Below are 21,070 nucleotides of genomic sequence, written 5' to 3'. Positions count from 1 at the left end.
GGTATCACGCACGGGTCGCCGAGTCCTCCGCGCTCGGGCTGCGGGTGAGCAGGTCGGCGACCCGGGCGATCGTCTGGCTCTCCTCGCCGTTGCGGGCGGTCGTCGGGTGGTACGCGAGTACGAAGCGGCGCAGCTGGTCACGAGTGGAGAATGCGGCGTTCTTGTACCCGTACGTCTCGCCGGTCTTGCCCCATAACGTCACGCCGTTGACGGTGGCCTGCTGCAGACCCGTGCTGTAGCGGGCCGGAGAGCCGTCCATCATGCGCACGTCGTCGGGCGGCAGGGTGAACATCAGCTGAAGCAGCTCAGGCGGGAGCAACTCGCCGGAGAACAGCGCAGCCAGCATCCGGTCGACATCGCTCGTGGTGGAGATCATGTCGCCTTCGCCGCGGGAGGACGACTGGTCGCAGGAGGTGATGTCCCGCAGGCTCCCGTCGGTCATCCGCAGGTAGCCGTGCACGTGCCGGCCGTGGATGCGCGGGTCGTCGCCGGGTACGACGGTGCCCGCCAGGTCCAGCGGACGCAGGATGCGGGCCGTGACGGCCTCACCGTACGGGCGGCCGGTCACCTTGTCGACGATCAGGGCGGCCAGTACGTAGTTGATGCCGCGGTACTCCTGTCGGGTGCCCGGGCTGAACTTCAGCGGCCCGTGCGTGGCCGTCGCCACCCACTCCCGCGGCGTCCAGTGATCGAAGCGGTGGCGGAACACCTCCTCCGCCGTATCCGGCTCCGGGACGCCTGTGTGGTCGGGCAGTCCGCTGGTGTGGTTCAGCAGATGCGCCACGGTGACATCCGCGAAGCGGGCCGGCAGCAGCCCCGGCAGGACGCGTCGCACCGGCGAATCCAGGTCGACCCGGCCCTCCGCCACCAGTTGAAGTACCACCGTGGCGACGAAAACCTTGGTGATGCTGCCGATCCGGACCTTGTCACGTGTCGTCACCGGCCGCCGCGTCCGGATGTCGGCCACGCCTGAGGTGCCGTACCAGTGGCCGGTCCTGCCGCGGACTCGCAGTTGGGCGGCCGTCGACGGCGGGTGCTCCAGGTCGTCGATCGCGGCCTGCAGGGCCCTGGGATCCAGCGGAGGGAGACGTGTGGACGAGGCATGGGCGCGGCGCGCGGGAAGAGCCGCGGTGGCAGCCAACGCGGCCGTCCCTGACAGGGTGACGCCCGCAAAGGCCCTTCGTGACATGCGCGGTGAAGTCATGCCTCTACGCTGTCAGCGGGCGCCCGCCCGAGCATCGGGGTTCATCCCGGAGCGGCCCCCGATCACACCCTGACCCGTCCCTCACACGGGCAGTACCGACTGGGGCTCGGGTGCCTCATCGACGCCAAGGTCCGCGGGAGCGTGGTCACATCGAAGTGGCAGCTCCTCACCATCGCGTCGCCCGGATTCGTGCGTCCGGAGACGGGCCAGACCTCGGTCAAGGTGGAGTGTCCGCGGTGCGGACGCATCTTGTCCGTGACCGTTGAGAGCGTGCGGAAGGCGCGAATGAAACAGCGGGTCTATCGGCGCGTGGGCGCGCTCCTTCTGTGGTCGCTGGTCGTATGGCTGCCGATGCTGTTCCACTACGGTGCCAAGCCGGTCGACGAAGGAAAACCCGAGCAGTCACCAAGCATGCTGCTGATGGGAGGTCTTCTCGCCGCGACCTTCGCCTCCTTCGTGGCCGGGCTGACGCTCTTCCAGCTCGGAGGCGGGTACGACGGCCTCAGGAAGCTGCGCTGGGTGCGGCCCGACGGCTCCTTGTCGGTCTTGGTCAAGGGCCACAGGATCTAGCCTGTCCAGTTCGCCGGGACAAGCGGGCCAATGGGGGTGACGGGGCGCCACCTGGCGACTCGTTCCACGGAGCCGTTCCGCCGCGATGACGCCCTCGCGGAACTCCCGACGCAGGACACCTGGCCACCGCGAGGAGGCCGAGGCCATTTTCACCGCCCACTGTCGCTTCCTCGCCGAGCCCGCCACCTGAACCTTCTGACCGTGCTCGAACCGGCTCCGGATCGGACCATCCGTGTCCGCTGACCTCATCTGGCGCGCTGCGCACACGGTGGACCGGTGGTCGTACCGTGCGGAGCAGCACCGTCGCGCGCTGAGGTTCCGCACCGAAGCCGACCCCGCCCGGCGCCTGAGGCTGATGACAGGGCCGTCAGCGTGGCCCGTCGGCGAGACCTGGCGGTGCGGCGACCGGTGCCGCCTCGTAGGCTGCGGACCATGACCGCGATCAAGACCCCGACGCCCCGTGACGCCTTCGAGCTGCTCCTTGCCGGCAACCAGCGCTTCGTCGCCGGCGTCCCCGAGCACCCGAACCAGGACGCCGCCCGCCGCGCCGAGACCGCACCCTCCCAGCAGCCCTTCGCCGTGCTGTTCGGGTGTTCCGACTCGCGGCTGGCCGCTGAGATCATCTTCGACCGCGGCCTGGGCGATCTGTTCGTGGTGCGCACCGCCGGTCACGTCATGGGCCCGGAGGTGCTGGGAAGCATCGAGTTCGGCGTGGAAGTGCTGGGCTGCCCGCTGGTCGTGGTCCTCGGCCATGACTCGTGCGGCGCGGTCGGGGCGGCGTGCGCCGCTCTGGAGGACGGGCAGACCCCGGGCGGCTTCGTCCGGGACGTCGTCGAGCGGGTGACCCCGAGCGTGCTGGCCGCCCGGGCCGCCGGACGGGTGCAGCCCGAGGAGGTCCTCGCCGAGCACGTACGGCACACGGTCGACCTGCTGCTGGACCGATCCCGGATCCTCGCCGAAAAGGTGGCCGCCGGCCAGGCCGCCGTGGTGGGCCTGCGCTACCGCCTGGCCGACGGCAGCGCACAGTTCGTCGCCTCCCGCGGCCTCGACGGGGCAGTCCCTGCCGCATCCTGACCGCTCCGGTCCGCCGGCGGTTGTGGAGCCGCTGCCCACCCCGGCGCCGACACCCCCGCCCAGTGGTAACAACTGTTACCATGCTGGCATGGCGAAGACGCAACTGGGTGCACGCGTGGATGAGGATGTGGCGGAGCTCGCGAAGAAGCGAGCCGCCGACCTGGGGCTGAGCATCGGGGACTACCTCGCCCGGCTGGTGCAGGACGATGCCAGCGGCCTGCGCGCCCGCGCGGTGGACGCGGCCACCCGCTTTCTCGCCGACCACCAGAGTGTCTTCGACGAAGCCGAGAACGCTCAGCAGACGGCACGGGGAGCGCGCGCGGCCTGATGGACCTGCACATCGACGTTCCCTGGATCCTGCAGGTCGCCGAGGCCGCCGGGGCGAACGATCCGGCCCCCGACGACTACGGCGTTCCCGTCTCGGCGGTCGCCCGTCACCGCGCCGAGCTGTTCGAGCAGCCCGTCTACGACGGTCCCTACGCCAGAGCCGCCGCCCTCGTGCACACGCTGGGCCGGTGCCGCTGGCTGGAGCGCTCCAACATGGCCGTCGCCGCGGCGACCGGCGTCATGTACCTCGAAGCCGCCGGAATCACGGTCAAGCCCGCCCGTGAGGACGCCGTGGCCCTCAAGGACCTGCTCCTCGACCCCGCCTGTACCGCCGGGGAGATCGCTGCCCTGCTGCGGTCCTGGCCCACCACCACCTGAAGCAGCCCGCCGGCCCGCCCTGCGCACCGGCGTGGGCCTCGCTGCGGCAGGACACCGACCAGCAGGGGAGGAAGTGCGGATGGAAGTGGGTCCGGTGCTCGGCAGCATAGGCCGAGTGGCGGCCGGAGTCGGCCGGCTGGTGTGGGGAGTGATGACCGCGCCGACCACGGGCACCGAGTATGACGCCCAGTCCAAGATCGACAGGCTCGCGGAGAAGATCGAAGCCGAGGTACCGGAGGAGCTGCGGGACCGGGCGTGGGGTCTGGTCCTGGATGCGCTGTACTGGGTTCCCCAGGAGATTGAGCAGTTGGTGGAGAAACACCGAGAGCCGGACGACGAGGGGACCGAGGAGCCTTCGGACAAGCACTGATGCCGGAAGGGGCCGGGTGGTCGTACCCCGGTGGGGCGAGTGAGAGGTCGAGGCTCAGGCCGGGCGTCCCATGGTGGCAAGTTCAAGATGCCGGAACGTCGGCCCCGGGTGCTCGACGGCTGTCCGGCCGGCACCGTCCTGGCCTTCGACGAGTGACCAGCTTGAGCAGGCCGCAGCCGACCGTACCGCGGCGATCCTGGAGGACTTCGCCCCCGGGCGCTGCTCGAAGCCCACTGCGAGGCTGCGAGGACGGCTCGGCAACTCTCGCCGTGGTGGCTCCCTGCTGCGGCACCGCGACCTCGCTGGACGCGCTGGACCACGACCGGCCTTGTGCCTTGCTCGATGCGAGATCGCCACCTGTAACCCAGAGCGTGTCGGGTTCAGCGACGAGGAACTGACCTGCATCAGCGATGCGCTCGGACATCCCGCCACCTGTGGCGCGGACGCCGAACGACTCGGCCTGCCCAGCCTCGACTTCTGGCTGGTCGACTCCCCAGCCACCGTGAGGTTCGTACCGACGACGAGGGCGTCACCACGACTGATCTCGGGGCGCGCTGGTCCGAGGTACCACGGCCGGCTCAGGTCGGGTGGATACGCAGGCCCGGCCGTTCACGACCCAGCCCACGGACAGGCGGGCAGGGTGAGCGGCATGAATCCGAACCCGCAGGCAGACCGAGGCTTCCCTGCCGGCTCCGCGCCGGAGCCGCCGCCGTTCCTCTCCGTGCACACCACTGTCGTCCTGCTGTCCGCCGTCGTCATCGGGTTGGTGGCCGGCGGCCTGACCGCCCTCACCGGCGCTCCCGGTGCGGGCGCGGCGCTGACCGGGCTCGCGGCCGCGGGCCCGGCGGTGCCGGTGCTGCGCTCGCTCATCGGACCGCCCCGGGACGGCCCCTCCGCATGAGCTCACGTATGCGCTCGGGGCGCGACGGGCCCCGGCGGCCGCAGCCCGTACGCGGCCATGGGCTCCCGAGGTGCGCCGCTCGGCACGCCTTCATCGCAGCGGGCATGCGACCCGTGACCGCGGTCAACCGGACGGGCCCCGGGCGCGTTCACCGGTCGGGGCGCTCAGCCGTGCGCAGGACGTGCAGTGCCAGCAGGACGCAGCACACCGTGCCCGACGCGCCTGCCGCGCAGACGACCACGCTGACCGGCCAGAACTCGGCCGCCGCACCGGCGAGGGCCATGCCTCCTCCCTGGACCGTCATCAGTCCCGCTGTCTGCGCGGTCATGGCCCGACCCCGAAGTTCTTCCGGGACGGCCCGTACGAACCACTGATCCAGACCGAGCGTGTACGCGCCCGCGATTCCGGTCAGCGCCAGGGCGAGCAGCACCCACCCGGGACCGGGCAGCACGGGAACGGCGAGCAGGGGGAGCAGTCCGCCGGCCGCCAGGGGCAGGGTGATCGGGCGCGGGCGGCGGGGGAGAACAGTGCCCCCGCGATCAGCTCCCCGGCGATGGTCCCGACGGGCATCGCGCACATCAGCAGGCCGACGCCTGCCGCGCCGACACCGAACTCGTCGGCGTAAGCCGCGGCCAGCGCTTCGGGAGCCACGACGAACAGGGGCGGTCCCCACGTGAGCAGCAGCACAGCTCGGGTCCGGCGATCCTCGAGCACCTGGCGAGTACCGGACAGCGAGTTCCGTACGAGCGCACCCTTCCCGGTCCGGGCGGGTCGGCGGCGGGCCCCGAACCCTCGCCGCACTGGGCCTGGTCGCGGGGCTCACCTTCGGAGGCATGAGCGGGCTCGCCGCCTCCAGCACGGACGCGTTGCCGGGCGACGCGCTGTACGGAGTGAAGCTGGGCGTCGAGTCCTGGCGCCTCGGCATGGCCGACGGGGCCACCGAGCGTGGCGCGGTCCACCTCGGATTCGCCTCCACACGACTGGCGGAGCTGCAGGAACTCGAAGGCCTCGTGGCCCGGGACAACTCGCGGGCTGAACACGACGCGGACGTTGCCGCCGACCCTTGTACGGACAACCTCCGCAGGGCACTGCTCGGCCTGCTCCGCGAGACCACGGCCGGAAAGGAGCAGCTGGTCGGCGAGTACCGGAGAAGCGGATCACAGGAGCCGATCAAGGTGCTCACCGGCTTTTCGGACGCCCACCGCGGGGACTGGGCGCGGGTCCGCGCCCGGCTTCCGGCACGGCTGGAGGACGTGGCCGACGCGGTCACGGTCGTCTTCGACTCCATCGAACGGGCGACGACGACGCTTCGCGATCCGTCGGCCCCCACCACCGGCCCGTCCCCCGCACGGCATCCTCGCTCCGCGGAGCCGGGCGGGACCCCCGACGCCAGAACACACCGGGTGGCCGAGATCTAGATCCGTGTCCGCACGGTCCCACCTGGCTCTCGGCGTCCGGGACGCCCACGCACGTTCAGTGCGCGGGCCCCCGGTCCGGTCCGCCTCAGGAAGGGGGACGTACGAGCGGGAGGGCGCGTTCCACCGGCCGCCCGGTGAGAACGGTGCACGCCGGGCCGTGCGGCAACGCCCAGCCTTCCGCCGGCCTGCCCGTCCTCACCTGCCTGATCGTCCCGCGTCCGCGACCAAAGCCACGCCGATCCCGCTCTCACCCACTGAATGCGCAAGTCAGAGTCCGACCGCAGGCCTGATGAGTCGCCGCCCCGTGACCCAGGGGGTGGGACCCGCTCAGGCAGGCCCCACGCCGCATGCGACAGGCGCATGCCCGCACCCCAGGGGGAACCGCTCAGTGAACATCACGTTCGACCTCGCCACCGCACTCGTCGTGGTGACGGCACTGGCCGTCGGCTGACAGGTGTACCGGTGGACGGCGCCGGCCCCCGGGGCCGTCGGCACGACGACCAGAGGGGAGCGGCTGGTGGCGGCGTTCACCACGGCAGCGGCTGTTGTCGCCATCGGTGCCCACCTCGCCGGCGGGATCAAGGACGTCGGGCCCTCGTCAGAGGGACCGGCTCCCGTCCCGACGGCCACCCGCACCGGCAGCGCTCCCTGGACATGACGGCCTCCGGTGCGCGCACAGGGAGAGACAAGAGAGGGCAGCCGGCGATCAGGTCGGGCGGGCCGACGAGTTCTACAGCCGGAGCGCATGGGAGCCGCCCCGCTCCTGCCGCGCGACACCGGCCTCGTCCGGCCGCCTCCGAGCCACTCGGTCTCGTGGCCCCTCGACGGATCGGCAGCCGGGGTTGAGGCACGTCGGGAACGCTTCCCCCTCACGTGCCGATGAGCCCGTCCACCACTGCCCTGGCGAGGTCACGGCGCGTGAAGAGACATCGCGAAGAGCCGTGCGAGGATGTGCACTTGGTAGTGGGCGGGACCGACGGCCACGAGCAGGCCGGTGTCGACCAGGCTTTCCAACAGATTCTCCGTCTGGGCCACGCCGCGGTCGAGAAGACCCGCCGATTCGGTCAGGGACATGAACGGGTTGGTGGAGGAACTCAGCAGCCTGAAAGCGCGCGCCTGTTCGGCATCCAGACGGGCGTAGCCGCGTTCGAAGACAGGCGTCATGGCCAGGTCGCCCGCCTGCAACTCGGCCAGCCGGCTGGTCTCGTCCGCGAGCCTCGCCGCCAGCATCGCGACCGTCCAGGTACGGCGGGCCGCCAGCCGGGAGGCTGCGATACGGACGGCCAGCGGCAGGAATCCGCACGCGGCGACCACATACCGGGCCGCCTCACGTTCGACGGCCACCCGCTTCTCGCCGACGATCTGTGTGAAGAGACCGAGCGCTTCGTCCGGGGACAGCACATCGAGTTCCACCAGGTGCGCGCCGGCCAGGTCGATCATCCTCCTGTGCGACGTGACCAGTACGCCGCAACCTTCATGGGCGGGTAGCAGCCACCTGACGTGTGCCGCGTCCTGTGCGTGGTCCAGCAACACCAGGACGCGACGGCCGTCCAGGACGGAGCGGTACAGAGCTGAGCGCTCGCCGAGGCTGTCGGGAACGTCGTGCCCAGCGACCCCGAGGGCGCGCAGCGCCGCGCCGAGCGCGGCAGTCGGGTCCTGTCGTTCCAGGTCGACATAGAGCTGGCCGTCCGGGAAATTCTGCCGGACTGCCTGCCCGACCTGTACCGCCAGGCTCGTCTTTCCCACGCCGCCGGTGCCGGAGATCGCCACCACCGGCAGACTCGTGCGCCGTGCGGTGGCCAGCACGCGGACCAGTTCCGCCGCAGCGGCCGCACGTCCGGTGAAGTCCGCGACGGAGGCAGGAAGTTGTGCCGGTCGGACGAGTGTGCGGGCGGGATCGGCCTCGTGGAACGTCGAGGATTCATGAAGCGTCGGATCCGCTTGCAGGATGCGTCGCTGGAGCTCTGCGAGCTCCGGACGCGGATCGACTCCCAGCTCGTCGGCGAGCAGCCGGCGAGTGTCCGCGTAGACCGCGAGGGCCTCGGCCTGCCGACCGCTGCGATACAGCGCCAGCATCAGCAGCTCACGCAGCCGCTCGCGCAGCGGGTGCCCCGCGGTCAGCGCCGTCAGTTCGGAGACCGCCTGGGCATGCCGGCCCTGCTCGAGATCCATGTCCAGACAGGCCTCGAGCATCTGCAGCCGCCACTCCTCCAGACGGACGCGCTGTGATTCCGCGTACGGTCCGGGAACGCCGGCGAGCGTCTCGCCCTCCCACAGACCGAGCACTTCTCGAAGCAGGGCACGCGCCTGATCCAGGTCGCCCGTGGCACGGGCCTTTTCCGCCCGCGTACACAGGGTCGTGGCGTTGGCGACGTCCAGGGCGTCAGCGGGCAGCCGGATGGCATAGCCACCGGACTCGCTGATCAGTACCCCGGGATCCAACTGCTTGCGCAATCTGGAGGCATAGGTCCGTACGGCGGCCAGCGCCTGCGAGGGCGGCTCCTCACCCCAGATCGCGTCGATCAGCTCGCCCGCGGTGGCGGTGCGCCCCTCGCGTAACAACAGGGCTGCCATCATGGCCCGTTGTTGCGGAGAGCCGGTCGCCAGCGGGTGGCCTTCCTGCCATGCGCGCACCGGTCCCAGCAGCGCGAAATAGAGCCCTGACGCCGGCACCGCGGGCTTCGGCGTCGCACTGACGGGTTCGATGCTCCTGCGAGCCGCCGGCCGTGTGAGCGGCGGCGCGGGGGACAGGGGCGCGGGGGACAGGGGCGCGGGTGAGACGGGGGATCTCAGCCCAAGTGCGCGCCGCCAGGCGTCGATCCACAACGGATGCTCGGCCGGCACGACGGAGCACGCCGTCAGAAACCCGGTCAGCTGGTGGACATCACGCGGTACGGTCTGGCTGCGGACGATGCGGTGGGCCGTGCTGTGCGGAAGGCGGCCCGTGCCGGCTCGCTTCTCCATCTCACGCATCGAGGGCCGGCCGGCCAACTCGTACAACGTGCGCAGACCCGCCTGGAACGTGTCGGCGCCGTCGATGGCCAATGGATTGGGTGAACTTCCCGCAGTGATACGGAGGCTGCGCCTGCGGGCCCGCAGCCACAATTCCAACGCCTTCGTTTCCGACGCGCCGCAGGCCCGTGCGTACGCCCGCACACTCTGCACACTGGGGACCGACCGCCCCGACGCCGCCCGCTGGAGCGTGGTGGCATGGCACTCCGCGCGACTGGCCAACTCCGCATACGAGTATCCGCGGGCCGATCGCTGGTCGCGCAGCCATTGCGCCAACGCGACCAGTGCCTCGTTCGACGAGGAGATCGGCTTCTCTCTGCGCCCCACTGCCGCAATCTTCAGGGCGTGGCGACCGCGTGCACGACGCGGACCAACCTGTGGCCCAGCCTCTGGCCACCTCCCCGCAAGGCCATCATGGTGCCCACGGCAACCGCGCCGGCGCCGCCCAGCACCGCCAGGACCGACGACAGCTCCAGACCGCTCACGGACAGCCAACAGGCCAGCACGGTGATCACCACGATGACCACGGCATCGGGCATGGACGGCCGCTGTGGGCAGGACCCGCCGTGCACCACACAGCGGGCCGGGACGGACATGCGTGACATGGTCGTGCCTCCTGAGATCAAGAAGCCCCCACGCAGCGCAGCGCGCGAGGGCGAATTGCGGGCTCCAAGTCCTTGCGTCCGCACGGCGTTTGCCGACACCGAGCGGATCTGCATCGTGCCACCCGGCCCGCGATCCGGGGGATACCCTCCAAACCCTTTGATGCACCGGTGTCCACGCCTCCCCCTGCCGGTGCCGGCCCGGCTTCGGTGACGAACCCACCCCCGACCAGCCGGTTCGTACCCGGGCCTGGACTCCTGACTGATCGGGCCGCCCGAAGATGCAGGGGGTATCCCAATCACCTCGCGGCCGGGTTCATCAATCATTCAAGGCCAGGCGGCAATGTCTTCCAGCGTCGAAACACCGCTCCTGAGCGTTGCGGGCTCCACCAAGGCGATCAGGAAAACAGGCGCACTCACGTTGCCGCGTGAAGCCGCCGAGGGCCGGCGCCCTCCCGGAGGGCGCCGGCACGCACCACTGACCACCGAGCGTCCGCCACCGCGCACGGACCCGCCGGCCGTGGGTCCGTCTGGCGAGCACGGCGATCGGCGGAACCGCGCGAGCCGTCCGACGGCGCCCCGATGCAGTCGGGGGCGCAAGGCCTCAAGGCAGTCTCGGATCAAAGGCGTTGAGCCATTTCATCGATCCGATCATGAGAGTGCGAGCACGCTGGAAGCGCCTCATCTCAAGGCAGGGCCGGGGCCGATGGACGCGTGGATCACGTAGGCCCAGAAGCTCTAGGGAGCCTGCGTCGTCCGCGTGGGTTCCGGCCCGATGAGATGACTCGCGTGTCGCGGTCGACTTGGGTGTGAAAGCGCTGTGGACCGTGCTGGCGAGGGTGCTCGACCATTACGGAGTCGAACTCTGACTCCGGGTGAGGCGGAAGCGGGCACCGGGGTTCCGTCCACGATCAGCACGATGTCCTTCCGGAACCGCTTGCGCTGCTGGAGCGCGAGCGAGGGCCCGAGGCTCCAAGGCCGGCCCTCGCGAACGGGGTCTGCGCCCTCGCGTCGTAACGCCGTGATCAGCTTGCCGAACTGTCGCGGGCTCAGTCCGCTGAACGGGGCTGTCCAGGACGGCTCGGACACCGTGATCACACCAGTCACTGCGTGATCATTCCACCGCTTCAGGCGCTCCCTGCTCAAGCGCGAGGCGGCAGCGTTCAACCTGCTCGGCCACCTCCTCCATGAACCAGCGCATGATCTCGTAGGGGATGACGTGCTCGTCGTGGCTGTGGATGTGGACGGCCGGCTCCAGGCTCGGGTCCTCGTCGGGTATCACGGCCACCACGAAGGCAGTTCCAGGCAGGTGCGTCTCGGCGTTGGGAATCTCAGCCCACGCAGCCGGCGCCGGGACGGCCTCGCTCAGCTCCACGCACCAGGCGGCGTCCGGCAAGGCGTAGTGGAACTGGATGGCGTAGTGGCGGCCTGCATGAACGCGCAGCTCTGGCATGTCCGCAGGCTGCCACGGTTGCCGCGTCGGAGTCTCGGGGGTATCCGCCCAGTACCTGGTGCCGCCGCTCCAGCGACCATGTGCGGGACAACTCTTAGGTCGGGCATCGAAAGTGGATCTTGACCGATGAATGATCACGGTTGTCGACCCGGCGGACTACAAGGCCCGCCACGCCGCCGAGTACAGCATCAACCGGCTGAAGCGGCACCCGGCCGTCGGCGCGCGATACGACAAACACGCTGTCCGCTACGAAGCGAAATTGCTGGTCGCCGCCATCAACGAATGACTGTGACCGGCACGCGGACACGCCTCAAGCCCACACCGCCCTGACCACGGCGTGACCCACTGCCGCCGCCCGCCCGTAGAAGGCTTGGAGGCTCCTGTGATGGTCGAGGAACTCCTGCCTGACCTGCACTTCGTCCCCGCCGGCCCAGACGAGCCTGGTACCGGCGACGTTCCACAGCTCGTCGAACGAGACACCTGTGAGGAAGCGTGCGGCCCGTGACACCCCAAGCGGCTCCAGAAGCCCCAGGGGCGGGTTGGAGGGGTCGGCATCGGCGCTGTGTGTCACCGGCCGCCCGCCGTAAATCGGCAGCTCCCAAGAGTCGTCGGCATCCGCATCGAGGACATCGGCAGCGGCATAGAGGTCATTGACGGAGTCCCAGACCTTGTCGATCGACTCGGCGATGCCCGCTGCGTACTCGGCGGGGTGGTTGTCCCAAGCCTCCCACATGAACGCTGCAAGCCAGGTGTGGTCGTCCCGGATCTCGGATTCCGCAACGGCGCGCATGTGCATGTGGATGCTCACGGCGACGAGTCCTCCCAGTTCGGCGGCCCGCCTGTCGGGCCGGACGGAGAGAACCTACTCGACGGCACTGACGGCGCGATGCCCGTCTCTCAACGCCGGGATGTCGGGCTCCGCCAGGACGCCCGACGACACCCGAGCGCCGTGTGTCGTCGAGGTCGAGCACTGTGGACAGGGGGCACACCGTACCGACATTCGCAACTGGACCAGTGCAGCAGCCTGGCCCTGGACACGCCAGGCGGGTGATCTTCACTCGCCGTCCGAGCGCCCCGGCTCAGCCTGCCCGTCGGGCGGGAAACGGCCTGGGCCGGCGAGCTCAGTTCCGTCACTTTCCGGTACCACTCGGACAACCACGCCCAACGCCCCCGCCGAGCCGGTCGAGGCGACTGTCGGGGATGAACATGGCGAGCGCGGTGCGTCGCAGCGTGAGCGGCCCCGGACACTGCGAGGTGGATGCCGGGCTATAGTCCCGGGGTCGCGAAAAACGATGTCCCGCGGGTCCACCCGCCGGGCATCGCTCGTACATCGATGCAGACGGTTCTGATCGGTGAGCGTCTCCTTGCCGAGACCGGACATTCCGTCCGCTCCCGGCGCTGACCGTCGCCGACGCGTGTCGGCGCTACAGAGGAGCGCAGCATGCAGAAGACCGTCGCCATCGTCGGAGCGGGACTGGGCGGGCTGACGCTCGCCCGGGTACTTCAGACTCACGGCGTCGCCGCGACAATCTACGAGGGTGAGGCTTCGGCGACGACCCGCGCGCAGGGCGGCCTGCTCGACATCCACGAAGAGACCGGTCAGGTCGCGCTTCGCGCAGCTGGTCTCTACGACGAGTTCCTCACTCTGGTCCGACCGGGCGAGGACGCCAAGCGCGTGGTCGACCGCCACGGCACGATCCTTTTCGACATGCCTGCGGACCCCGGTTCGGCCCGTCCCGAGGTGGATCGTGGTGAACTCAGGCGCCTGCTCATCGACTCGCTGGCGCCCGGGACGATCAGGTGGGGTCACAAGCTCGCCTCGATCCGGCACCGTTCCGAGGGCGGTTACGTCCTCACCTTCACGGAAGGTTCCGCAACGCGCGCCGACATCGTCATCGGCGCGGACGGTGCCTGGTCGAAGGTGCGTCCGCTGCTCACCCCCGCCGAGCCTCTCTACAGCGGAACCTGCTTCCTCGAGACCGCCCTCACCTCGGGCGGCCAGAACCATCGGGCGAGCGTGGCCGCGATCGGCAGCGGCACGTTGATGGCGGTCGCGCCGGGCAAAGGCATCATCGCCCATCGCTACGCCGACGGGCACGTGCGCGGATACGTGGCGCTGAACAGGCCCGAGACGTGGATGAGGTCGATCGACTTCGGCGACCCGTCCGCCGGCCTCCGTCAAGTCGCCGACGAGTTCGACGGCTGGTCGCCGCTGCTCACCGCTTTCGTGACAGAGAGCAACGCGGAACCGTGGCTCCGACCCGTCTACGCCCTTCCCGTCGGGCTTGAATGGGACAGGGTGCCCGGCGTCACGCTCGTCGGCGACGCCGCGCACCTGATGTCGCCCTTTGCCGGCGAAGGCGCAAACCTCGCCCTGTACGACGGCGCCGACCTGGCGAGCGAGCTGGTTGAGCAACTCGACATCGAGGCCGCGCTCACCGCCTACGAAGAGCGGCTGTTCCTGCGTAGTGGCGACGCCGCCGACCGCTCGGCGCAGAATCTGGAGGTCTTCTTCGGCCGGGAGGCACCGCAGAGCGTAGTCACTCTGTTCGATCGCTCCTGATGCTCCGGTGCGGTTTCGCGATCTTGTGGCCGTACCGGCCAGGGAAGGGTACGGCCACCGCGTGATCATCGGTTGGTGTGTGGACAAACGAGGATCGTGCGGTGGCCGCGGGCCATAGCGTAGACCCCACCCGTCGGCGGGAGATGTTCCACCAGGGCGTGGCCCGGATCGCGTGCCGTTTCGGCCGAGTCGACCCCCGGGCGAGTGCCCGTGCCTGTCTGCTCGGGCTGCTGTCGAAGGCGGAGCGGAAGAACTGCTGGCAGCTGGCCGAACAGGCCGGCCTGCCCGGCCGGGGCCGGTGCAGCGGCTGCTTCGTTACGCCCGCTGGGATGCCGATGCCGTCAGTGACGACGTCCGCGCCTATGCCGTCGAGCACCTCGGCACCGACGGTGGGGTGCTGATCGTGGACGAGACCGGCTTTGTGAAGAAGGTTCACGCCTCGGCGGGCGTGCAACGCCAGTACACCGGCACTGTGCCGGGCGCATTGAGAACTCCCAGGTCGGGGGTTTGCTCGCCTACACCACCAGCCGGGGGCGGGCGCTGGTCGACCGTCGGCTCTACCTGCCCGAGCAGTCCTGGTGCGGTGATCCCGAGCGCAGCCACGCGGCCGGGATACCCAAGGAGGTGCAGTTCGCGACCAAACCCCGCCTGGCCCGGGAGATGCTCGCCGCCGCGCTGGACGCCAAAGTGGGGGCACGGTGGGTGACCGGCGACGAAGCCTACGGACAGGCCCCTCAGCTTCGTGCCGCCCTGGAAGCGCGCGACACCGGATACGTCATGGCCGTCGCCTGCTCGACGCGGGTGCGGACCAACGCAGGCCGCACCCTGCCCGCGCGGACACCGCCGCCGGACGCCTGCCCGCCATCGCCTGGCAGCGTGTCGAGCTGTGGGCCGGGGAGATGTGGACCAGTACCTCCGCGTTCCGAGCCGGCGGACGAGATCGCCTGCCGGCTCTGGCTTCGCGATTCCTTACTCAACTTCTCTGTCAGACGCGGCACCTACGCTGTCCCCAAGAATTGATCAAGGAGTAGGGCAGTGCGAATAGAGCGTCATCAGGTGGGCGAGGCCGTCGTGTCGGCTGCGCGCGAGGACTTCACGAACCGGATCGGGGGCCTGGTGCGATCCATGTCGCGGGCCGGCCGCATGGCCACCTACGAATGGCAGTCGATCGCCCGAGAGTTCCTCCACTACCTGGGCGCCCTTTCGATCGACACGCCCGAACTCGACACCCCGGAAGCGAGGGCCGCACTCAAGGACGCCTCCGAGGCTGCGGCCGGCGCCGTCGCCTACGCCGCCTACCACCCGCACTGCACCTTCCAGGTGTTCCTGGAGTACGTGAACTTCGGTATGCGCTACGACCCGGGTGAGGACGCCCCTGAGGAGAGTGTCACACCGGGGGAGTGGATCGGCGCCCTGTGTCTGGCGATCCTTCGGGACAAGGCCAAGTGGTACGGCGAGGCATTCCACTTCGCCCGGCACAAGTTCGCCGAGGAGGCGACAGGAACGCCCGCCGGTGAACTCGCCACTGGACTGACGGCCGTGGTCCTGGACGACACCGGCGACGACGAGGAGTACCCGCCGAGCGCGCAGGCCAAGCTCGCCGCTGTCGACGCGGCCCTGGACAGGATCCGTATCCGCGCGGAGGAGACCGGCAAGCCTCTGCTGGACCGGCCGGACAGCGCGGCGCTCCGCACGCTGCGTGCCCTGGCCGCCGAGGACCGGGAGGCCTTCAACGGCGCGCTGTCCGACCTCCTGGTCAGGCACTCCTCCCTGCACACCGCCTCGCTCTCCCCGAGCAGTCTTCTCCCTCTGGTTCCCATCGCCCTTGCGGCGCTTGCCTACCGGACGCTGGGCTGGGCGCCTGCCGTCGATACCGACTACCTCCCCCGCGCCCTGGTCACCGGTTTCGAGACCCGTGGGCCCCGGGTCGCGGGGTTCGGCCGGAACCGGCGGCCGGACGCGGTCGCAGCGCTCGCCGCTGGCCCCCTGGTGGTGGAGCGGCCGGACTGCGAGCGGACCGTGCACCCGCAGACCGAGGCCATGTACGAGGAGGAACTCCGGGAGATGTTCACCTCCGCGGGCGGGGAGCCACTCGACGTCTCACGGCTCGACCGGGTCATGGGCGATCAGGAGCGCCTGTTCAAGTGGCACGCGGGTGACCCCGGTGGCATCACGGACGCCCAGCTCGCACGGCTTCGGCTGACCTCCCGGATGGGGGCGGCTCTGTTCCGCATCGCGTTGGCGGAGCCGGACACAGAGGCGGAGGTGACCATCGACGGCCGCACGCTGCGCTACCGGGCCGAGCGGGGCGCGGAAGTCTGCGCCCACAATTGGCAGAAGGCCACTGCCCTCGCCCTGATCACGGGCGCACGCGAGGACCTGGCTCCCCTGGTCCTCACCGGACCCGACTTCGCCCGCCCGGACGGCTCCGTCTTCGCCGCGTACCGCGAGGCCCTCCACGCCTACCTCAAAGGCACCGATCCCGAACCGGCCGCGCAACGGGCGCTGGAGCAGACGGAGAAGGCCGAAAACCGGGGCTTCGCCATGCCACCGGCCGTGCTGCTGTCTCAGCTCGTCGAGGGCGACGAGGAGAGCTTCAACCTGGCCCTCGCCGACGCGCTCGAAGCCCACCGCGACCACTACGGGATCGCCGACCGCGCAGACGATCCGGACGCCTCCATCAACCTGGACATCCTCGCTCTGACCTGCCACGCCCGTCGCCGCGGCTGGACCGTCCGCGTCGAATCCCCCTACCTGCCGCAGAGCCTTCTGGAGGCCGCTCAACCCCTGTAGGGAGGTGATCCCCAGCAGAACTCCTGGCCGGCCGAGGCGCCACGCCGCGTTTGCGCCGGCCATCACAGCCTTCCCCGCCCTCGTTCGGGAAGCGGATCAAGGCGCCAGCGGAGGCGTCCCGAGCGACCTGGAGCCTCGGCCGTAAAGCTCGCTGCTTGTCCCCGCTACTTGGTTCGCAACATGAGGGCGTGACGAGTGTTGTCGCCGTAGACGCCGCTCTCGTCGCCGCGGATGCCGTACCACTGCTGGAATCTGGCCACGGCCGCCCGGAGTTCCGTGCCGTAGCGGCCATCGATCGCACCGCCGGCGTAGACGTTCGGGACCTGGAGCAGACGTACTTGCAGCTCGTACACCCCGTGACCGCTGTCGCCCTGGCGCAGAACGCCCGTTCCAGGGATCTCGGGGAGCGGGGAATCCGGCAGGTCGGGCGCGGGGCGATCAGGCTGTCCTGCGGGCGGGGCGGAGACCTCTGGCAGAGGGCTGCCGTTGACCGTCAACGACGAGGCGAGGAGCAGCCCGCTGACTGCGCCCACCCCGAAGGCTGCGGCGAGCCGGGCTTCCCTCCGGTCGGTGAAGCGCAGCCATCCCCGGCTTCTTCTCGTCGCGTGTGCCCGGGCGCGCGGCGGCGACGTCTCGGACGGCGGGACGACGGTTTGGTCGGACGGCGGGAGCGGGTGCCGGGGAGCCGGTGACGGCGGGATCACCGGCGGTGCTTCATGTGTCGGCTCGGCGTCACGCATCGTCGCCGGCGTCAGCGCCGGCGGAGGCGGAACGGTCTGAAGATGCGTCCCGCGCGGCCACTGCGGCTCCACGACAGAAGGTGACGGGGCAGCCGGCCTTTCCGGATCCGGCTCGGGCTCATGCCTGATCGGTTCGCTGTGCTGTTCCCGGGACAGCGGCGGAAGGTCGGCCTCGTTCTGCCGCACGTCGACTGCGTAGAGGTTGGCGCGGGCGGCGTCCAAGGCATCCAGTACGGCCTGGAAGGAGTCCTGAATTTCCTGCGCGAGGTCCGGGCTTGACCCATGAGCCGGTTCCGGTTCGGTGTCGCTGAGGCCCATCGGCAGCCCTCCTCAACCCTGCGTCCCACGTCACGTCTGGCTGTTCCAAGGACGTTCCCGTCACTGGCAGTTGAGCCTCACGGAGCCGAACGCACCTACAGTTTCGTCGTGATGCGGTACGCAGCGCGTGCGGCCCCGTCTCATCCGTGCCGCCTTATGGGACGCAGGCCACAGCAACACGCTTCGTCCATGGACACCCCGTGCCGGGATACGGCGGCCGCGTCCACGGCAGAGGGAAGGTGGGCGCGGATCATGTCCGCCTGGACAAGCACCAGTTGTCCGTACCCCCGTCGGAGGGCCCGGGGGAGGGGAGAGGTTCGGCACGGTGCGCGGGCGCGCCATCAGCGATGAAGAGCCCCGCTTCTGGCGGCACCAGGTCAGGATCCGAAGGAGACGCCCCCTCCGCCTGGCAGCACAGGCCGTGCCTGTATCCGGTCCGGGTCCGCAGGCGGCGTCCCAGTGCGTTCGCCAAGCATGTTCCGTTCACGGGGGATGCGGTCGTTCGCGGCCGCGGACAGGACGTGCAGGGTGCGATCCGCCTTGATCACGCACGACCCCGCAGCTCCGCCAGGAGCCGGCTGCACTCGACAGCGACCGCGTCGACCTCGGCCCGGTCGGCCGGGGTGAGGGTCACGCGCCGGGCGGACCAGCGGCGCTGCTCGGCGGTCAGGGACTCGACTCGCTTGGCGTCGGCCGCCGTCTCCGCCTCGGCGATCAGCCTGGAGTAGGCCCCCACCACGTGGTTGATGCCCTCCAGCGCGACCTCGTAGGCCGCGCCGTCCTGCGACGACCACGTGCCCAATTCGATGTTCTGCAGAACCCATTCCGGCTTCGTCATGATCCTCCCTCGGGTCTCCCCCGGTGGCCCTCACCACGGGTGCACTCTTGACTCTGTCAGACGCGATGGGCGGCTGCACTGGCGAGCGCCGGGTCGACCACCGCCTGCCCGGCACCGTGTCCCTTGCTGGGCGGAGCGCCCCTGAACAACCGCCGACGAGCAGCGGTGGAGGGCTGCCAGGGCATACCGACGGTCGGTGGGCGACGGCGTCATCGAGGTCAAGGCGACATGCGGCGATGCCCGGCTCGGCGGTGACGACTGGGACAGCGAGACGGCTCGGCACCTCGCCGCCCGGTTCAGGAGCCTGCACGGGGTGGACCTCCAGCCGCCCCGACGTCCTTGCGGCGACTGCGCGAGGCCGCCGAAAAGGCCAAGGTCGAACTGTCCTCGGCCACAGAGGCCGCGGTCGAGGTGACCTGCATCGCCGCCTCGATGCGGGGCCACCTGCATGTTCACGACCAGTTGACCCGACACGCCTTCCAACAGGTCACCCAGCCCCTGCTGGACCGGTGCGCGGCGCCCCTGCAGCAGGTGTTCACGGACGCGGGCATCCCCGTGTCGGAGGCGTCGAGGGTCGTCATGACCGGAGGGTCGACCCGTATGCCCGCCATGATCTCCTTGGTCCGGGAGCACTTCGGCGACCACACCCCCGCCATGGTCATGCAACCGAGCGAGAGCGTCGCCTACGGAGCCGCGCTCCAGGCGGGAGTGCTCAACGGCGAGGTCCGCGACGTCCTGCTCCTGGATGTGACCGCCCGCTCCCTGGGGATCGCCATCGGGGGCGGCGTGATGAGCAAGCTCATCGAGCGCGGCACCACCATCCCGACGAAACGGTCGGAGATATTCGTACCGGCCCCGGACGCGGCCACGACGGCGATCCTGCACATCCCTGTCCATCAGGGGGAGAAGAAGATGGCCGCAGACAACGAGCAACTCGGTGTCCTGCCCCTCATCGGCCTGACCCGTCCGGCGAACGCCGGGCCGGCGCACATCGAGGTGACGCTCGACATCGACGCCAATGCCTTGCTGCGCGCCTCGGCGACGGACTCGGCCACCGGCACGACGTGGTCGATGAACGTCGACGGCGCCCGCGTGGGGCAACGCACGCAGGCTCCACGAGAGCCTGTGAGGCCACCGGCCCCCAGGCAACGGCGGTCAGAGCAGTCAGCCCCCAAGCAGGACCCACCTACCGAGCAGCAACCGGCTCACGAGCCGCAGACGAGCAGCGCGCCGAAGTCCCTCGCCCTGACACCGCTCGGCGTCCTGATCGCGCTGGGCCTGCTCGGCGGCTTCTTCTGGGCCTTCTTGTGAGATCTCGCTTCGCGCAGGTTGCGTGAGACTGCAGCAGATGCCGTGAACGCCTACCAGGAGAGTTCCAGGCGAGTGGTGCGGGCGGAGGCCCGCCCGACGCCCGTACGACGTGCAGCGGTGAGCTTCACCACGCCGTACTCGACTCCGGTGAGCTCGTCGAGGCCGGACGGCGGACGTCGACGGTCGGCTTTCTCGGTTCAGCGGATTCACGCGGGCAAGAGCCGATGCGCACAGGACAGGCGGCGCAGGTGGGGGCTCAGCCGCGGTCTGGGATGATCGCGCGGTGCTGTGAAGCGTCGGGACCACTGCTGACACGTGCGGCCGCTGCGACCACCCGCTCGCCCACCAAGACACTCCTGTCATTCGGCTCCTGACCCGAGCCCCGCCCGGGTGCCGCCGCCAGACGAGCCCGGGTTCGCCAAGGCGAGGGGGTCTGGACGGGGGTGCCGTTCGTCGTCGGATGCTCCAGCAGGCTGGACGGGTCGGCTTCTGTCAGCCACGACGGGGCGGGCGGCGGCGCAGCAGGTTGAGAACCGGGTCGGTGGTGCGCGCGTCTTCGCTGGTGCAGGTCATGCCGCGGCAGTTGCTGGGGCCGGCAGCGTATGGGGAGAGGCGAGTGCGCTACGACGATGTGGTGTTCGGGAACCCGGCGGGGCAGTGGTGACGACGAGTGGTGGGCTTCGGCCGGGTAAGTCGATGGTGTGGTTGGTCAGTTCGTTCTTCCAGCTGGACGGTGAACCAGTCGGTGCGTTCTCGGCGCAGGCCGGTCGTGGACGTCAGGATGTCCTGGGTGGCACGGACCGGGTCGGTGACGACGCCCGTCTCGTCGTCGACTTCAATGAGGGGCGGCCCCTGTTGTCCGCGGGCGGACAGCGGGTGGGGGAGCGTCATGGGAACACGGTGCTGCTGTGGGAACAGGAATACCGCATCTGCCGTGCTCGGTTCCGCAGGAAGCTGCGCTTCTCCGTGACATCCCGGGACGGAACCGTCCTTGAGGTCAGGGAGACGTCCCGGCCCGACCGCACCGTCCACACGTACCTCACGCGCAGCGATCCCGCGCTGGACCCGGTGGTCGTGCTCGGCCTCATCCTGCTGGAGGCACGACCTGACAGGATGACGGTGCTCAACGAACTGTTCACGAGGTGACAGAAGTACCGCCTTCACTGCCTCCGCCTGCGCTTCACGACACGCCGCTGAT

The 21,070-nt window shown here is 70.0% G+C and carries 20 protein-coding genes and 5 pseudogenes; 15 read left to right on the top strand and 10 right to left on the bottom strand.

All coding sequences use genetic code 11. The annotated features are described in order from the left end of the window. Nucleotides 1–4: 4 nt before the first annotated feature. Complete coding sequence (locus tag ACFY30_RS37555; protein WP_390849626.1) at nucleotides 5–1,204, bottom strand: serine hydrolase domain-containing protein; 1,200 nt, start codon at nucleotides 1,202–1,204, stop codon at nucleotides 5–7. Nucleotides 1,205–1,474: 270 nt separating this feature from the next. On the opposite strand from ACFY30_RS37555, the gene ACFY30_RS37550 reads away from it, so the two are divergent. From ACFY30_RS37550 to ACFY30_RS37525, 6 genes are all read left to right on the top strand, one after another. Then, entirely contained in the window at nucleotides 1,475–1,774 is a 300-nt protein-coding gene (locus tag ACFY30_RS37550) for a hypothetical protein (protein ID WP_390849625.1), read from the top strand. Nucleotides 1,775–2,206: 432 nt separating this feature from the next. Further along, nucleotides 2,207–2,848, top strand: coding sequence for a carbonic anhydrase (locus tag ACFY30_RS37545; protein WP_390849624.1), 642 nt, complete (start codon nucleotides 2,207–2,209; stop codon nucleotides 2,846–2,848). An 88-nt stretch (nucleotides 2,849–2,936) separates the two neighbouring features. Continuing rightward, complete coding sequence (locus ACFY30_RS37540) at nucleotides 2,937–3,176, top strand: hypothetical protein (RefSeq protein ID WP_390661652.1); 240 nt, start codon at nucleotides 2,937–2,939, stop codon at nucleotides 3,174–3,176. Then, nucleotides 3,176–3,553 carry a fic family toxin-antitoxin system, toxin component gene (locus tag ACFY30_RS37535; RefSeq protein ID WP_390849623.1) on the top strand — a complete coding sequence of 126 codons (378 nt, stop codon included), beginning with the start codon at nucleotides 3,176–3,178 and terminating at the stop codon, nucleotides 3,551–3,553. Before ACFY30_RS37540 ends, ACFY30_RS37535 begins: the two co-directional genes overlap by 1 nt. A 79-nt stretch (nucleotides 3,554–3,632) precedes the next feature. Next, nucleotides 3,633–3,923, top strand: a complete 291-nt coding sequence (locus ACFY30_RS37530; protein WP_390849622.1) for a hypothetical protein — start codon at nucleotides 3,633–3,635, stop codon at nucleotides 3,921–3,923. A gap of 649 nt (nucleotides 3,924–4,572) precedes the next feature. Continuing rightward, nucleotides 4,573–4,824 (top strand): hypothetical protein, encoded by a 252-nt coding sequence (locus ACFY30_RS37525; protein WP_390849621.1) that lies wholly within the window; start codon nucleotides 4,573–4,575, stop codon nucleotides 4,822–4,824. Between the two features lie 148 nt (nucleotides 4,825–4,972). Here the strand turns inward: ACFY30_RS37525 and ACFY30_RS37520 are convergent. Beyond that, a pseudogene (locus ACFY30_RS37520) lies at nucleotides 4,973–5,613 on the bottom strand (MFS transporter); the annotation flags it as partial. 44 nt (nucleotides 5,614–5,657) lie between these two features. On the opposite strand from ACFY30_RS37520, the gene ACFY30_RS37515 reads away from it, so the two are divergent. Further along, nucleotides 5,658–6,242 (top strand): hypothetical protein, encoded by a 585-nt coding sequence (locus ACFY30_RS37515; RefSeq protein ID WP_390849620.1) that lies wholly within the window; start codon nucleotides 5,658–5,660, stop codon nucleotides 6,240–6,242. A gap of 930 nt (nucleotides 6,243–7,172) precedes the next feature. Here ACFY30_RS37515 and ACFY30_RS37510 read toward each other — a convergent pair. The 5 genes and pseudogenes from ACFY30_RS37510 to ACFY30_RS37490 all read right to left on the bottom strand — a co-directional run. Next, nucleotides 7,173–8,948: pseudogene (locus tag ACFY30_RS37510) on the bottom strand (BTAD domain-containing putative transcriptional regulator); the annotation flags it as partial. A 420-nt stretch (nucleotides 8,949–9,368) separates the two neighbouring features. Further along, nucleotides 9,369–9,581: pseudogene (locus ACFY30_RS37505) on the bottom strand (helix-turn-helix domain-containing protein); the annotation flags it as partial. An 11-nt stretch (nucleotides 9,582–9,592) separates the two neighbouring features. Then, nucleotides 9,593–9,859 carry a hypothetical protein gene (locus ACFY30_RS37500; protein WP_390849619.1) on the bottom strand — a complete coding sequence of 89 codons (267 nt, stop codon included), beginning with the start codon at nucleotides 9,857–9,859 and terminating at the stop codon, nucleotides 9,593–9,595. An 885-nt stretch (nucleotides 9,860–10,744) separates the two neighbouring features. Continuing rightward, nucleotides 10,745–10,963 (bottom strand): annotated as a pseudogene (locus ACFY30_RS37495) (IS5/IS1182 family transposase); the annotation flags it as partial. Between the two features lie 7 nt (nucleotides 10,964–10,970). Next, the gene (locus tag ACFY30_RS37490) at nucleotides 10,971–11,309 is read right to left on the bottom strand and encodes a hypothetical protein (RefSeq protein WP_390849618.1); all 339 of its coding nucleotides are present in this window, start codon (nucleotides 11,307–11,309) and stop codon (nucleotides 10,971–10,973) included. 130 nt (nucleotides 11,310–11,439) lie between these two features. On the opposite strand from ACFY30_RS37490, the gene ACFY30_RS37485 reads away from it, so the two are divergent. Beyond that, the gene (locus tag ACFY30_RS37485) at nucleotides 11,440–11,595 is read left to right on the top strand and encodes a hypothetical protein (protein ID WP_390849617.1); all 156 of its coding nucleotides are present in this window, start codon (nucleotides 11,440–11,442) and stop codon (nucleotides 11,593–11,595) included. A gap of 24 nt (nucleotides 11,596–11,619) precedes the next feature. On the opposite strand, the gene ACFY30_RS37480 is transcribed toward ACFY30_RS37485, so the two are convergent. Then, on the bottom strand, nucleotides 11,620–12,117 hold the full coding sequence (locus tag ACFY30_RS37480; RefSeq protein WP_390849616.1) for a DUF1877 family protein: 498 nt from the start codon (nucleotides 12,115–12,117) through the stop codon (nucleotides 11,620–11,622). 633 nt (nucleotides 12,118–12,750) lie between these two features. Here ACFY30_RS37480 and ACFY30_RS37475 point away from each other — a divergent pair. The 4 genes and pseudogenes from ACFY30_RS37475 to ACFY30_RS37460 all read left to right on the top strand — a co-directional run bounded on the left by ACFY30_RS37475 (nucleotide 12,751) and on the right by ACFY30_RS37460 (nucleotide 16,665). Continuing rightward, entirely contained in the window at nucleotides 12,751–13,872 is a 1,122-nt protein-coding gene (locus ACFY30_RS37475) for an FAD-dependent oxidoreductase (protein WP_390849615.1), read from the top strand. A 172-nt stretch (nucleotides 13,873–14,044) separates the two neighbouring features. Next, nucleotides 14,045–14,287, top strand: a pseudogene (locus tag ACFY30_RS37470) (hypothetical protein); the annotation flags it as partial. Between the two features lie 92 nt (nucleotides 14,288–14,379). Then, nucleotides 14,380–14,892 carry a transposase gene (locus ACFY30_RS37465; protein WP_390849614.1) on the top strand — a complete coding sequence of 171 codons (513 nt, stop codon included), beginning with the start codon at nucleotides 14,380–14,382 and terminating at the stop codon, nucleotides 14,890–14,892. 36 nt (nucleotides 14,893–14,928) lie between these two features. Next, nucleotides 14,929–16,665, top strand: coding sequence for an immunity 49 family protein (locus tag ACFY30_RS37460; RefSeq protein WP_390849652.1), 1,737 nt, complete (start codon nucleotides 14,929–14,931; stop codon nucleotides 16,663–16,665). Between the two features lie 164 nt (nucleotides 16,666–16,829). Here the strand turns inward: ACFY30_RS37460 and ACFY30_RS37455 are convergent, their stop codons facing one another. Both ACFY30_RS37455 and ACFY30_RS37450 read right to left on the bottom strand, forming a co-directional pair. Next, entirely contained in the window at nucleotides 16,830–17,723 is an 894-nt protein-coding gene (locus ACFY30_RS37455) for a peptidoglycan-binding protein (RefSeq protein WP_390849613.1), read from the bottom strand. A 544-nt stretch (nucleotides 17,724–18,267) separates the two neighbouring features. Continuing rightward, nucleotides 18,268–18,561, bottom strand: a complete 294-nt coding sequence (locus ACFY30_RS37450; protein ID WP_390849612.1) for a hypothetical protein — start codon at nucleotides 18,559–18,561, stop codon at nucleotides 18,268–18,270. 196 nt (nucleotides 18,562–18,757) lie between these two features. Between ACFY30_RS37450 and ACFY30_RS37445 the strand changes: the two genes are divergently transcribed. From ACFY30_RS37445 to ACFY30_RS37435, 3 genes are all read left to right on the top strand, one after another. Further along, on the top strand, nucleotides 18,758–18,976 hold the full coding sequence (locus tag ACFY30_RS37445) for an Hsp70 family protein (protein ID WP_390849611.1): 219 nt from the start codon (nucleotides 18,758–18,760) through the stop codon (nucleotides 18,974–18,976). Beyond that, on the top strand, nucleotides 18,901–19,872 hold the full coding sequence (locus ACFY30_RS37440; protein ID WP_390849610.1) for an Hsp70 family protein: 972 nt from the start codon (nucleotides 18,901–18,903) through the stop codon (nucleotides 19,870–19,872). The genes ACFY30_RS37445 and ACFY30_RS37440 overlap by 76 nt, the downstream gene beginning before the upstream one ends. A 696-nt stretch (nucleotides 19,873–20,568) precedes the next feature. After that, the gene (locus tag ACFY30_RS37435) at nucleotides 20,569–21,018 is read left to right on the top strand and encodes a hypothetical protein (protein WP_390849609.1); all 450 of its coding nucleotides are present in this window, start codon (nucleotides 20,569–20,571) and stop codon (nucleotides 21,016–21,018) included. Nucleotides 21,019–21,070 lie beyond the last annotated feature (52 nt).

It is taken from the genome of Streptomyces sp. NPDC000345, assembly GCF_042898825.1.
Lineage (GTDB): Bacteria > Actinomycetota > Actinomycetes > Streptomycetales > Streptomycetaceae > Streptomyces.
The sequence above is the reverse complement of the archived record's forward strand: the minus strand, read 5'-3'. Positions and strand labels throughout refer to the sequence as shown.